The organism is Bacillus cereus group sp. MG1 (assembly GCF_040460035.1).
GTDB lineage: Bacteria > Bacillota > Bacilli > Bacillales > Bacillaceae_G > Bacillus_A > Bacillus_A cereus.
Map to the genome: position 1 here is coordinate 24,417 of NZ_JARVGY010000006.1, position 14,699 is coordinate 39,115.

Below are 14,699 nucleotides of genomic sequence, written 5' to 3' on the forward strand. Positions count from 1 at the left end.
ACTTACTTCTCGCCCATTATCCATGCTTTAGACTTTACAATGTTTAACCAATGCATTAAGGGTTTGTATTCCGTTAACTTATTTTAAAGTCTTATTACTTTTTATACTTATATATAAAATCCACTTTTCCTATTTTACATATACAAATTGAGAATTTGTGGTAATGTAGAAATACTTACACTTATACATGTTAGAACCATTTACCTGCAATTCATCTTGAATTGTAAATGCTTCCCCTTTTTTTACAGTCTTAATCTTATCATTCCAATTAGCAGAACCATAGACCCATAATTCGTTTGTATCTACAACCACTAATTTACCAATATTACTCGTTTGTCTACGGGCAAAGTAAATATAGGAAGAGTCATATTTCACCCATGAATTACCTAGGTTCAGCCAGCCCTCACGTTCTTCCCAAACAATATAAGATTCAGGTTTGTTCAATTTACGAATTACATCACTACTCGTGCTAGGTCCTCTGCGAAGGTTAATATTTACACCTTCCATGTAAGCAATTCCTAATCCTTGTGTACCCGCATCCTTGTTATGATTCTCTACAACCATATCGTTTAGACTATCTTCAATCATCCTCTTGAAACCCTCAAATCCACCTGGTCGATTAAATATCGGACGTGGACAGTTCTTTCCACTCCAATGTTGATGGGAAACTACGTTCCCAATCTTTAATCCAAGGTGAGCCATGAGAAACTTAACGAGACCCGCAGCATGGGTTAAGGCTTTTTCAAAATTACCATCACGATTTTCACAAATTTCAATGCCGATAGACGAGCGATTACCCGCTCCATTCCCGTCTCCGGCATGCCAACCATTCTCATTTAGTGGTAAGTGCTGTACAATCCGATTATCGTCTACCGTAAAGTGCCAAGATACGCTGGATGATCCACCACCATTGTTAACATATCTAGCATGCGCTCTTGCATCAGTACCTGCATTTTGATTCGCGGTGGTGTGAATTGTGATATATCTTGGATTCATGGAATATGCAGGACGGTTACGGTTTCCTTTTGGAATGATATTACTTTCAAAAGGTGTGTTATTAATTTCTTTAGTATTGAATACTGTCATATAGCTACATCTCCTATCAGATTATTGGATATGATTTCAATCTTTCTTAAATAGATATTTCTACATTTATGAGTACAGTATATCTTTGTCTTGTAATAAAAAAGCATAGATATTTTCACCCATTCATGAAGTTATCCATACTTTTCTAGACAAAACATTTAAAATAGGGGTTCTTAAAAGCTACTTTTCGTGATGTATGATTTGATTTTTGTGCGATATACTTAAAAAGGATCTAAAAGGAGCTAACAGTTTGTTAGCTCCTTTTAGATCCTATCTTTATATCAAATCGATATATATGTTAATTAACACAAGGAATTCAATCCCTCAATTCATACAAATTACAAAGTTTCTACACTTAGAATTCAAGTAATTAAAAAGATTTTATCGTTTTCCAACAGAAGACTCCTTCCTCAAAAATGTCAAGGTGTGAAACACCAATTTTAGGTGGGATATGAATATCGATAGGCATAAGCCAACATATTTGCTATCATTTACTTATACAGATTGCTCTTCGAAAACTGAAGTTATGAGGTTGGTTTCAGAAAAACGTTGCAACTGTAAAATCTTCAACGTTCTTTCGCCCCATGCTTGCCGAAGTTGCGAAAACCAAACTAAAGTAGGGAGTGTGGTGCGTCAATGTACAAGATACTTATGTTCTCACTGTAGGGACTACGGGTAGCGCCTGCTAAGATAACCGGTGGATACATTGGTTATCTTAGCAGGAATCTCCCACTTCAAAAAGTCTGTAAGGACGTTAAGTGGTGAGTAGTTCAATGTCCTAAGTTTAAGTAGATTTTGTATCCCACCTAAATATTTTATTTAAAAATTTATATATTTTTTTCGATTCTTTAGTAAAGAGTGGTCCTAAAATAGATAGGATAAGTACATATAGTGCTGAGAACGGTTTCAACACTGACATTAAACCACCCGCTATACCAATATTAGCCATAATAATTGAAAACTCCCCTCTTGACACTATTGTTAACCCAATATTTGTTGATGCTTTATGAGATAATCCAGCTTGCCTTCCTGCAATCATCCCTGCTACAAAGTTCCCGATGATTGTCAGTAGTACAGCACCTAACGTTAGCCATATAGCTCCACCCAACGAAAACGGATCTATACCTAAACCGAAGCTAAAGAAGAAGATAGCTCCAAAAAAGTCTCTAAATGAAACAACAAGATGTTCAATTCGATCACTATGCTCTGTTTCAGAAAAAACTAAACCTAACAGAAGCGCTCCGATTGCTTCCGCAACATGAATTGTTTCAGAAAAACCAGCGATAAAGAATAAAGAAGAAAATACTACTATAATAAAAATTTCATCTGAACTAATATTCAACAATTTATTTAATAACGGAGTAGCCCATCTAGCTACAATAAAGAATAAGAGCATATATCCCAAAGCTATACCAATTGAGGTAAGAGCACCTAAAAATGAAGCATGATCACCAAGTACTAAGCCAGAAACCACTGATAAATATACAGCAAGGAATATATCCTCAAACATGATAATTCCTAAAATTAGCTCCGTTTCGTTATTCCCTGTTCTTTTTAAATCAACTAGCACTTTTGCAACGATAGCACTAGAAGAAATTGTAATAACCCCCGCTATAATCAAAGTTTCTAATAAAGGGAATCTCATCAAAAATCCATATAGTAACCCCAACGAAAAATTAATCAAAATATAGATTGTTCCACATGCCCATCAACTTAAGAATCTAGACTACCCCCAAGTGTAAAAAAACGTTATTCTTTCTAAAAAGCTAACTAGAAAGGATGACGTTTTTTATGAATCTTTCGATTCAAGATGAATTACAACTATTTTCTGAAGAGCTGTGCCGTCATTTAACCCCTTCTTTTTTAGAAGAACTCGCAAAAAAATTAGGTTTTGTAAAAAGAAAACGAAAATTTTCAGGAAGTGAATTAGCTACCATTTTTATTTGGATAAGTCAAAGGACAGCGAGTGATTCCCTCGTTCGATTATGTAGCCAATTACATGCAGCTACAGGTACTCTTATGAGTCCAGAAGGACTTAATAAACGCTTTGATAAAAAAGCTGTTGAATTTCTGAAATATATTTTTTCTACATTATGGAAAAGTAAACTTTGTAAAACATCGGCTATTTCAAGCACGGCGCTTACCCACTTTCAACGTATTCGTATTTTAGATGCGACGATTTTTCAAATCCCAAAACATTTAGCTAGTATATATCCTGGATCCGGTGGTTGCGCACAAACAGCGGGTATCAAGATTCAATTAGAGTATGATTTACATAGCGGTCAATTTTTAAACTTTCAGGTGGGTCCAGGGAAAAATAATGATAAGACCTTTGGAACGGAATGTTTAGATACCTTACGTCCAGGTGACTTGTGCATTCGTGATTTAGGTTATTTTTCATTAGAAGACTTAGATCAAATGGATCAACGAGGTGCCTACTATATATCCAGATTAAAATTAAACCATACTGTTTATATAAAAAATCCGTCTCCAGAATACTTTCGAAACGGAACCGTAAAAAAGCAATCACAGTATATTCAAGTTGATTTAGAACATATCATGAACCATTTAAAACCCGGTCAAACATATGAAATAAAAGAAGCTTACATTGGAAAGAATCAAAAACTATTCACGCGCGTAATTATCTATCGTTTAACAGAAAAACAGATACAGGAACGTAGAAAAAAACAAGCCTATACGGAAAGTAAAAAGGGTATTACGTTTTCAGAAAAGAGTAAACGATTAACGGGTATCAACATATATGTCTCAAATACGCCTGAAGGGATTGTTCCGATGGAACAAATACATGACTTTTACTCCCTTCGCTGGCAAATAGAAATCATTTTTAAAACTTGGAAATCCTTATTTCAAATTCATCATTGGCAAAATATCAAACAAGAGCGATTAGAATGTCATGTGTATGGAAGGCTTATTGCCATTTTTATCTGTTCTTCTACGATGTTTAAGATGCGTAAACTTCTGTTGCAAAAGAACAAAAGAGAATTAAGTGAATATAAAGCTATTGGGATGATTCAAGATCATGTATCGCTGTTATATCAAGCGATACAGAGAAACACCCAAGATCTAACAAAGATTTTAATCCGTTTGTTCGACCTCCTACAGAAGAATGGACGGAAATCTCATCGATATGAGAGGAAAACTATCTTTGATATTATGGGTGTTGTCTATGAGTATAATGGGTTTGGAAAACAAAAGAAAGCTGCATAATTTTTAAAATGAAACTCGTTAGAGTTTATTTGGTGTGTGTACTTTTCAATACCAAAAGTACATTACGAGTTTTTTAGTTGCTTTGAACGAAAGTTCATTTTATTTTTGTTCTTAAGTATAAATGCTAACTTAAATATGTACATTAACGCTTGAATAAATATGTACATTTTCAATTGGATTCTCCATACTGACTCTGAGGTGGTTAGTATGTATATTAAGCTAGATATTCAAACAGAATTTGAGGTTAAAAGTCTTTCAGACTTACCAAATTTTAAAAAACTAATGGGGAACTTAAAAATGAAGATAAATAAAAGTCAATTAGCCAGAGAATTGAATGTGGATCGGCGTACCATAGATAAGTATTTGAATGGTTTTACACCAAAAGGGACAAAAAATAAAACATCGAAAATCGATACATATTATGAAGTGATTGCAGCTCTTTTATCTAGTGATTCTAAACAAATCTTCTACTACAAACGAGTGTTATGGCAGTATCTAACAGACAATCACGGTTTAAAATGTTCACAGTCTGCATTTCGTGCTTATATTAATAGAAAGCCTGAATTTAGAACATATTTTGATGAGGGGAAGCGTATTTTATCAGGTCATTCAGTGGGTGTCCGTTATGAGACACCTCCAGGAGAACAAGCTCAATTAGATTGGAAAGAAAGCATACGATTTGAAACCAAAAGTGGCGAAATCGTATATGTGAATGTAGCTGTACTTTTATTGTCCTACTCGAGATTTAAAGTTTTTCATTTGAATATTTCAAAATCACAAAGTGTTTTAATGTCATTTATGACAGAGGCATTTGAAATGTTTGGTGGTGTACCGAAGGTAATTGTCACGGATAATATGAAGACGGTAATGGATGAAGCTCGAACAGAACACTTTACAGGAACGATTAACAATAAGTTTGCCCAATTCGCTCAAGATTTTGGATTTAAGGTACAACCTTGTATCGCAGGGCGACCAAATACCAAAGGGAAAGTAGAAGCGCCAATGAAACTTCTAGACGAAATTCATGCTTATCAAGGAAGATTCACTTTTGAAGAATTACATGAATTTGTGCAAAAATTATGTGCAAGAATTAATCAAACATTTCATCAAGGGACTGGTAAGATTCCAGTGTTTGCCCTAAAACAGGAAAAGAATCTCCTACAACCACTCCCGAAGAGCGCGATAAGAGATTCCTATATGATTAAGCATAAACTTGTAAAAGTTAATACATCAGGCATGATATCTTACAAATCGAATCAATACTCAGTTCCAGCTGAATATCAAGGTAAAACCGTCGGTTTACAAGTATATGATAATCAAATATATGTTTATCATAACATGAAGTTAATTGTACAACATAAAATCAGCCAATCTAAGCTCAATTATAAAGAAGAACATTATAAAAAAGCATTGGCTAAGTCACTACCTAAATATCCGAACATTGACAATTTGGCGAAACAAAATTTATCAGTAATTGGTGAGGTATATAGAAATGAAGAATAGCTATCAACAATTAACAACAAACCTAGAGTATTTAAAATTAAAACAAATGGCACAACATTTAGGTGACGTAGTCGATTTTAGCATTAATAATGAATTATCCTTCGTAGAGACACTTGTTAAACTGACAAACTATGAGATTGATGTACGAGAACAAAATATGATTCATTCTATGGTGAAAATGGGCGCATTTCCTCATAGAAAGGAGGTTGATGAGTTTGATTTCGAATTCCAGCCGAGTATTAATAAACAACAAATCTTAGATTTTATTTCTCTACGTTTCTTAGAGCAACAAGAAAACATAGTATTTTTAGGACCTAGTGGTGTTGGTAAGACCCATTTGGCCACGTCTATTGGTATAGCAGCAGCTAAAAAGCGAACAAGTACTTATTTTATTAAATGTCATGATTTACTTCAAAATTTAAAACGTGCCAAGATTGAGAATCGCCTAGAATCTCGTTTAAAGCACTATACAAAATACAAATTACTTATTATTGATGAAATTGGGTACTTGCCTATTGATCCGGAGGATGCAAAATTATTCTTTCAATTAATCGATATGCGTTATGAAAAGCGTAGTACCATCCTAACGACCAATATCAACTTCAAGTCTTGGGACGAAGTATTCCAGGACCCTAAACTCGCCAATGCCATACTAGATCGTGTCTTACATCATGCCACGGTGGTCAGTATTGTAGGACAATCCTATCGAATTAAAGATCATTTTAGCAAAGAAAATGATTGATTTTGTACATGCTTAAACAAGCGAAAATGTACATGTTTATCTTGACATTTACACATATTTTCATTCATTTCCTCTTCCTCCTTCATATTTTGGATATATTCTCTTAAAGCCCTTATATAAAATCCACTTAATTATTCAATGCTCTGATCTCATTTTCCTAACCTTACTCCACAACATGAAATAGCATGTTGCAAATAATATAAATAGAAAAAGCATTAAGTATGCTAGAGCAAATATCGCTTCAATTAAGGGTCTTTCATAAGCCCATACATTAAAAGCAATACCTAATATGATACAAAGTAAAACTTTATAATTATTATTTAAAGCTTTCATTTTCCTGCTCTCTTTCTTGAACTGTAATGTTTCGATTTACTCTCTCCCTATCTTGATGGGACATTCTATTAAACTTTTTTATTGCCTCTTCAACCGTTCCCGCTTCAACAGTCACTTCAAATACTCGAACCTCTTTATATGCCAAATTAAATTTTTTCATTTTAAAACCCTTTCCTAATTCCGTACTTTTACGGCCCTTCTGTTCCATTCTCTATTTTGAAATCATAGTTTTCTACAAACCAATTTTCATTTTCTAGTACCAAGCTTAATTTCATGCTATGATTCTCTTTTTTCTTCTCTCCCTCAATTGAAATTACATATTCATAATTGACAGTAACATCTGCTTTGTCTTCAGCTGAACGTGTATAGTACATATCTTTCACATTCGCTTTTGTCATGTAATGAATGGCTGCATCATCAATTTGCTTATGTGAATCTTCACCAGCATTAAACAATTTATTTTCCGCTTCCCCCTTAACTAATTTCCGTAACGCTTCAAGCCCTTTTTTCTCCTTATCATTACTGTCATACGTCATTAAAGTTTCTACAAAATTTCTGGCCACTACCTGACCTTTTTCTTGCGTATTTTCTTTTAGAACTTGCAAACGCTCTTCTAATTCTTTATTTACATTCTTCAATTCTTTTATTTCAGCTGTAAGTTTTGTCTTCTGTTGTTTAGCCTCACCCTTTAAATCAGAATTACTACTCCATAGTGTCAAGCTTGTAATACTTAACGCGATAATTGCGCCAATTTGTAATATTTGTTTCATTTGATTTCCTCCTCGTATATTATGTTTAAGCTGTCACTTCAGCTTTAATTTCCCTTAATAAGAGATCCGTAAATTAATACTTGGACGTCTCAAGATATTTCTAGATAATGGTCTTAGGATCATTTGGGACAATTCTTTTTCCTCCTGTGGACTTACCACATAATTAAGAGTGTTTCTCAGTGAACGTGCGGGACTCCCTACTCGCAGGCTGAGCAGCCTGACCCTCGAACCTAGATGATAGTAGCTCTAGGGCGGCTTTCGATTCAGGACAAGCTCTCATACACGAGGTTGTTGGTCGGCGTACACACTAGAGATATCTCGAGACGTCCAAGCAATGATTCTAAACCGAAAGGAGGTCTCTTACGTGAGATTATTTGTTGGTCTAGATGTAAGTTCGTTTGATATAAAAGTTTGTATTTTAAATGGTGAAGGAAAAAAGCTGGATTCCTTTTCGGTCAATAATGACTTGCCAGGTGCCACAGCAATCAAAGAGCGATTATTGCAGCGTATAGCCAATCAAGAGGTTAAAACCTTTAAAATCGGCTTAGAATCCACATCTGTTTATAGTTTTCATCCATCTATGTTTCTTCACTATGATGAAGACTTACAACGCTTTGGAGCGAAGGTATTTCTTATGAATCCAAAGCAAATCGCAAACTTCAAGAAAAGCTATTCTGACATGGATAAAACAGATGAGATTGATGCATTTGTCATCGCTGATTACTTACGATTCGGACGGAATCAAATGTCCATCGTCAAAGAAAGCCAGTATGTGGCACTTCAGCAATTAACAAGATCTCGTTATCAGCTCGTTAGAATGTTGACAAAGGAAAAACAACATTTTCTCCAACACCTAAGTTATAAATGTAATACGTTTTCACAAGAGGTGGATTCTTCTATATTTGGCAACGCCATGATGGAATTGTTCCTTGAAAAATTCAGTCTAGAAGAGTTAGCTGACATGTCTTTAGATGAACTCGCTGAGTTCCTACAAATGAAAGGGAAAAACCGATTTGGTGACCCAAAATGTGTAGCATCAACAATTCAAAAGGCTGTTCGCTCTTCCTATCGCTTGGATAAGGTCGTGGAAGACTCAATCGATGTCCTTCTCGGAACATCAATTGCGGTAATTCGTACCTATCAACAACAAATCAAAGAAATAGAGAAGTCCATTAAGCGAATCATGGCTGGATTAACGCAAACACTCGAATCCATTCCTGGAATTGGTCCTGTATTCGCCGCAGGTATTATCGCTGAAATTGGTCAAATCGAAAGATTTGATGATGAAACCAAGATAGCAAAATATGCCGGATTATATTGGCGTACACACCAGTCTGGTCGCTTCACTGCTGAAAACACTTCATTATCTCGTAATGGAAATCATTACTTGCGGTATTACTTAGTTGAAGCCGCCAACTCTGTAAGAAAGCATGTATCCGATTACCAAGAATATTACGTAAAAAAATATAATGAAGTACCAAAACATCAACACAAACGTGCACTCGTTCTAACCGCAAGAAAACTTGTGCGATTGGTGGATGCGCTACTACGTAGTCACCAACTCTTTGCGCCAGAAAGGGGCGTGAAAGTGTGACATAAAATTTGTCATCGCTACCTTTGAATAAATTCCATTATTTTACATATAATGCTGGTCTAGTTTCGTGATGTCTTTTTTTAGCAAATTGCCCTTTGATAACTTTAAACGTTTATATTTTTTAGTTGACATATTACCGTAGGTCTTATTACGGCATATATGGTGCCGGGTCAACCTGACCGTATTTAAATGATGTTTTAATTTCGAAATGTAAATGCGGGCCAGTAACTTGCCCTGTCGCCCCACATACGCCGAGCTGTTGCCCCGCTTGGACCATTTGCCCCTGTTGCACAGAAAGTACGTCCATATGACCATATAACGTCCACAAACCGCCTTCATGTTCTAGAACCACTGCATTTCCGTATCCACCAAAACCACTACCGCTGGCTCCAAACTGTGCAAAACCAACTCGACCAGCTTTTGCCGCGCCAATCGCTGTCTGTCCTCGCGTACACGCATAATCCGTTCCTTTATGAATCGTGCCCCAACGCGGACCATATGGGCTGGTAACAAGTGGACTTCCTGGAATCGGTAAAACAAATCCATGCGAGCTAGGATCACCCACGTTCCCAACACCTCCGCTATCTGCTGGTGTACAGTTAAATGTAAGTCCACCTAACTGCTGAGCAAACTTTGTAACTAAAGCTGGCCATAAACCATTTGTACCGTGCGGATCATTTGCCGCGCCCGGCGGTGCATACTTAGCACCAATTGCTTCAATTGTTGTAATTCCCATTCCTATATAATTTTTGTATAAGTTACGAGCCATGCCGTTTATACCTTCTTCTAATGTCGCAAACTGAATAAAGCCTGTCATGTTAGTACTTGCGGGGTTCATTAATCCACCTGGATTGTTATATTTTTTCACAGCATTACTTGTACCGTTACCTGTTTCTAGCATCGCTATAGCGGTTAATAAGACTGGATCAATATTATTTTGTGTACCTGCATCAATAAAAGCTTGCCCCTTAGATGTAAACACACCCTTCAAGTGTGGGTCTAAATCCGCTGCGGTCAATTGTTTGTCCCCTGGGCGGCAAATTGTATTACCTATTAACCCGCCCCCACCACTTACTGGTTCTTTTTTTTCATCACCTAAAAGCATAAATAAGACGATTCCTATTAAAACAAAGAAAATTACAATTAGAGAAACACTACTAAACAAACAACCACTAACCATCCATAGTTTACGGACTTTACTTATTTTCGCTTTCTTTTTGGCTTCTTTTTCCTCTATATCCTCGTGCTCTAAATCCACGCTTCATGTACCTCCCTTACAAAAAATGCCCCGCTATAAACTAGCGAGGCATTGTAACTAAATACATATTTTTATATTGTTTCTGTTTCTATTTTTATTTCATTTTCTTCAGCTAAGGTTTCTAACTCTACCTTTTGTTGTGTCGCATCTATCATAATTTCTTGCGATGCTGCTACTTCTGCTTGTGCGGATTCTATATGTGTTGTTTCATTTGTTCTATTTATTTTATCGGCTTGCGAAGACTCTACATGTTCTGACGGCTTCGCTTCCACCGCTCCCCTAATCTCTTGCGAAGCCCCTTGTCTTTGCAAGACTTGGCTCCCTTCAAAAGATTGACCTTTTACCTCTTGTTCTCCTAAACTATTTCCATTCATAGTTTGACCTTTTATCCCTTGTTCTCCTAAACTACTTCCATTCATAGTTTGTCCAGGAATCGAACCGGAAGATTCTAGCGAATCCGGGCTTGTCATCGTCAAGTCTCCCGAAGATTCGACGGATGCACCTTGGATATCATTAACATTCATCGATTCATTATTTATACCCATTCCACCAGGCTTCGCTATATTAAATTCACCAACTGACGATACTTTTGTCGAACCATTTCCAATTGGACTTCCCTCTAAATTAAAACCTTCCGTTTTCGTCGAACTTTTTGCCTCCAACCCTTTTGTTGAAGTCAATTCCTTTCCATTCGTTTCATTTAATACAAATTCATTTTCACTCCCACTTTCCTGATCTATACCAGATGGATTAACTACCCCTTGTTTTTCATCCAATGATGGTACAATCTCACCTGATTTTCCAGTTGAATTTGAAGTTCCTTCTGAAGAGTTCAGCTGTCCAACACTGGCAATTTGATTTAAGGCTCCTTCACCATTTTCAGTTTCATATTCCGAAACGTTATCTTGCTCCTGGTGTCCTGGTGTTTCTATATCTGATACTTCCATATTCTCTTTTTGCGAGTCTGTAGTACTTTCTTCTGTCGTCGCTAACTCCATTGCGTTTCCTTCTCCATGTCCAGCTTCGTAATTAGAGGAATCATCTTGTTCTACCTGTTCTGGTGTTTCTATATCTGACACTTCCATATTCTCTTTTTGCGAGTCTGTAGTACTTTCTTCTGTTGTCGCTAACTCCATTGCATTTCCTTCTTCATATCCAGCTTCGTAATTAGAGGAATCATCTTGTTCTACTTGTTCTGGTGTTTCTACATCTGATAACGGTTCATTATTTTGTGCTGAATCCACTTCAGTTTCTTCAGTCGTTACTAAAACTTCACCGTTCCCTCCATCTTGTTCTGTTTCGTAATCGGAAGGATCATCTTGCTCAGGCTGCTTTATATCTTCTACATCGGACAATTCCGGATTTTCTTCTTCGCCATCATTCCCATTCATTGTTGCCAATTCTTCATTATTTTCTTCTTGATTTTCTGTTTCATAATTAGATGGGTCATCCTGCTCACCTTGCTCTGGAGCTTCTACATCCTGCAATTCTGAATCATTTTGGTTTGCCCCTTCTCCTTCCTCTCTAATTTCTGAAAGTTCTTCGTTATTATCTTCCCCTTCTTGGTTTTCGTATTGAGAAGGATCGTCCTGCTCAGGCTGATCTATATCTTCTACATCGGACAACTCCGGATTTTCTTCTTCATCATTTCCATTCACCGTTGCCAATTCTTCATTGTTTCCTTCTTGGTTTTCAGTTTCATAATCAGATGGATCATCCTGCTCACCTTGTTCTTGAGCTTCTACATCCTGCAATTCTGAATCGCTTTTTTCTGTACCTTCTCTTTCCTCATTAATTTTTGAAAGTTCTTCGTTGTTATCTTCTCCTTCTTGATTTTCGTATTGAGAAGAATCATCCTGTTCAGGCTGCTCCGCATCTTCTACTTCAGATAACTCCGGATTTTCTTCTTCAACTCCTTCTAACGATGCAAGGTTTTCTGGATTGACTTCTTCTTGATCTTCTTGATACTCTTCTGTCTCTTCTTGCTCTGCATTTACAACCACTTCATCCTCATCTTCATCAATTGTGGCTCTTTCTTGTTCTTCCTCGACTTGCTTTTCTTCGTCTTGATGTTGTTCTGTTTGTTCGTCTTCTTCACCAATACTTGCATATTTTGTTTTTTCTTCTTCACTTTCTCCCGAAACTTTCTCTTCATCTAGGGTAGCTTGTTTTGTTCCGCTTTCATCAGCTGTATGTTCAGAAGGATCATCCCCCATATAATTTGGATCAGAATCTCCAAACATATCTTTTGCTCTTCCTACACCTGCATTAATGCCATCCATTGTTCGATTAAATCCATCCTTTGTTTTGCCTGCCATATACTCTAAATCCGTAAATGAATTATACGCAACCTTCGATTTACGGAATGCCGCTTTGATGTTATCTCTAAAGATATAACAAAGGACAAATACCAGAATCTGAAGGATCATCGTCATTAAATAGCCAGATGTTCCCGCTTCCGGAAGTTCATATAACAGCCCAGCAATTGAAAACAGAATAATTACAATAAGTGACAAGAATATTTTTGCGGCTAACGGTTTAAGCCATTGTTCAGCCCAACTAATTAAAACGCGCCTATTTTTAGGTAGTAATGCAAAAGCCATCGCTATTGGACCAATAATACTCATTACCATAAATAACAATTGGCACGCTACTATCAGCAAGCATATAACTGCTGTTGGAGCTCCTGCAAAAGTATTTACAATGTAGTACATAAATGTAAATATCAATCGCTCCCCTACCGACTCATTTGTCATCATAAAATTCTTATGTTCTTTAACATCTTCTGTTACTAACTTAACCCTATCTTCCCCAGGTGGTGTATTGATTAATTTATTTACCCTCTCGACACCAATAGTGTCTAGTGAATCTTGACCATATTGTAAGTACAAATATGGACGTTCCACCATCAATTCCCACATTTGTGCTTTTACATTCGCTATAGCCCGACTTTTTGTTTGCCCTGGATTCCCATGGATCGTTCCGGTTGTCTTACTTAAAACTTGAAGACTAATTTCAGAACTAATTGTATTCATTCCTTTCAGAATCGCTGGTGCATTTGCGATGTAAATCAATATCCCTGCAATAACACACACTACCTTAAATAATTCACTTATCCCCTTTGTCATTTGTCTTTTTACAAAAAACAGATAAATAAAATATATAACAGATAAAATACATGTCATTTTAATAATCGACGGGAATAAACCTTCACTTTCAAATTCCGGTTTACTTCCAATCCCCGCTATATTTTGCATTGCTTTACCTAATTTATCTGCAACAACATCGATAATGTCTAAGCTGAAGGATTGTTCTACTATAAATAACAATATTTTTGTCAACCAAACCCCAAACTGGAACATTAATGAAACTATCCATTGACCAACTCCATTAATTTTCCGCTGTATATCTTTCCCCACAGAATCATCACCAAACATATAGCCCCAAGCCTTTGAGAAAAAGCCTTTCTCATCGTCTTTATGTGGTGCGGTATCTATCTCATAATGAACATTCTCAAAATCTTCTTGTTTAGATTTATCAAACAAGTTACCTGAAATTGTATTGGCCTCTGACGCTTTTGGTTCGTCCTCTGCAAAGGCTACATTCGGCACAGTACCGACAAATAAAATAAAAATGGCCATAAAAAGAGGGAAGAGCTTTTTCATTCTCGTTCCCCCTCCCACTTATGGACTTGTATTGGCTTCTTATCTCCTACAATGGACTCTAAATTGTGAGTATCTCCCCAAGCCCAACCGTAATTCTTCCATTTTCCATCTTTTTTATCTTTTATCATTTTTAATTCCACACTACTCTTCCCACCTGTACCTGGATGATAATAACGAGCCTTGTAATAAAATTCATTTGAACCTTCTTCTAGATCATACCTAAACAGCTCATATCGCCCGTTCAATTTATCACTTGCCCCTGGATATGTTACATTGTATTCCTTCAAAAATTCGTATTCATTTATATGCAATTCATTCATTTTTTTATTATCTAATTCAATATAAGCTTTCATATATTCCAAGGCTGCTTTATCAGCCGCTTTTATATTAATCGATTTCTGATTATCTATCACTTCACTTTTAGTAGATTGACAGGCTGTAAGGGTTGTTACAATTAACCCTCCAGCCATAATAGCTCCTACTAAATAGCCCAATGTTCTTTTATATTTCACGATTCCTT

The 14,699-nt window shown here is 36.3% G+C and carries 10 protein-coding genes and 1 pseudogene; 4 read left to right on the forward strand and 7 right to left on the reverse strand.

Annotation, left to right across the window (positions count from 1 at the left end; translation table 11 throughout):
• Nucleotides 1-129 precede the first annotated feature (129 nt).
• Complete coding sequence (locus QCI79_RS33615; protein ID WP_000215667.1) at nt 130-1,086, reverse strand: N-acetylmuramoyl-L-alanine amidase; 957 nt, start codon at nt 1,084-1,086, stop codon at nt 130-132.
• A gap of 784 nt (nt 1,087-1,870) precedes the next feature.
• Nucleotides 1,871-2,785 (reverse strand): annotated as a pseudogene (locus tag QCI79_RS33620) (cation:proton antiporter); the annotation flags it as partial.
• A 92-nt stretch (nt 2,786-2,877) separates the two neighbouring features.
• Between QCI79_RS33620 and QCI79_RS33625 the strand changes: the two are divergent.
• From QCI79_RS33625 to istB, 3 genes are all read left to right on the forward strand, one after another.
• On the forward strand, nt 2,878-4,314 hold the full coding sequence (locus tag QCI79_RS33625; protein WP_001053956.1) for an IS4-like element IS231B family transposase: 1,437 nt from the start codon (nt 2,878-2,880) through the stop codon (nt 4,312-4,314).
• Between the two features lie 207 nt (nt 4,315-4,521).
• Nucleotides 4,522-5,817, forward strand: a complete 1,296-nt coding sequence (istA, locus tag QCI79_RS33630) for an IS21-like element IS232 family transposase (protein ID WP_000275580.1) — start codon at nt 4,522-4,524, stop codon at nt 5,815-5,817.
• A complete protein-coding gene (istB, locus tag QCI79_RS33635) occupies nt 5,807-6,559 on the forward strand; it encodes an IS21-like element IS232 family helper ATPase IstB (protein WP_000798699.1) in 753 nt (250 codons plus the stop codon). The genes istA and istB overlap by 11 nt, the downstream gene beginning before the upstream one ends.
• Before the next feature lie 316 nt (nt 6,560-6,875).
• Here istB and QCI79_RS33640 read toward each other — a convergent pair whose 3' ends face one another.
• Together QCI79_RS33640 and QCI79_RS33645 are read right to left on the reverse strand one after the other, a co-directional pair.
• Nucleotides 6,876-7,052, reverse strand: a complete 177-nt coding sequence (locus QCI79_RS33640; RefSeq protein WP_000714368.1) for a hypothetical protein — start codon at nt 7,050-7,052, stop codon at nt 6,876-6,878.
• Nucleotides 7,053-7,080: 28 nt separating this feature from the next.
• The gene (locus QCI79_RS33645; protein WP_000809635.1) at nt 7,081-7,662 is read right to left on the reverse strand and encodes a hypothetical protein; all 582 of its coding nucleotides are present in this window, start codon (nt 7,660-7,662) and stop codon (nt 7,081-7,083) included.
• 364 nt (nt 7,663-8,026) lie between these two features.
• On the opposite strand from QCI79_RS33645, the gene QCI79_RS33650 reads away from it, so the two are divergent.
• The gene (locus QCI79_RS33650; protein WP_001236352.1) at nt 8,027-9,256 is read left to right on the forward strand and encodes an IS110 family RNA-guided transposase; all 1,230 of its coding nucleotides are present in this window, start codon (nt 8,027-8,029) and stop codon (nt 9,254-9,256) included.
• Nucleotides 9,257-9,404: 148 nt separating this feature from the next.
• On the opposite strand, the gene QCI79_RS33655 is transcribed toward QCI79_RS33650, so the two are convergent.
• The 3 genes from QCI79_RS33655 to QCI79_RS33665 form a co-directional block, all read right to left on the reverse strand.
• Nucleotides 9,405-10,514 carry a M23 family metallopeptidase gene (locus tag QCI79_RS33655; protein WP_000362624.1) on the reverse strand — a complete coding sequence of 370 codons (1,110 nt, stop codon included), beginning with the start codon at nt 10,512-10,514 and terminating at the stop codon, nt 9,405-9,407.
• A 71-nt stretch (nt 10,515-10,585) separates the two neighbouring features.
• Nucleotides 10,586-14,179, reverse strand: a complete 3,594-nt coding sequence (locus QCI79_RS33660; RefSeq protein ID WP_000732771.1) for a CD3337/EF1877 family mobilome membrane protein — start codon at nt 14,177-14,179, stop codon at nt 10,586-10,588.
• The gene (locus QCI79_RS33665) at nt 14,176-14,691 is read right to left on the reverse strand and encodes a hypothetical protein (RefSeq protein ID WP_000875802.1); all 516 of its coding nucleotides are present in this window, start codon (nt 14,689-14,691) and stop codon (nt 14,176-14,178) included. Before QCI79_RS33665 ends, QCI79_RS33660 begins: the two co-directional genes overlap by 4 nt.
• Nucleotides 14,692-14,699: the final 8 nt, after the last annotated feature.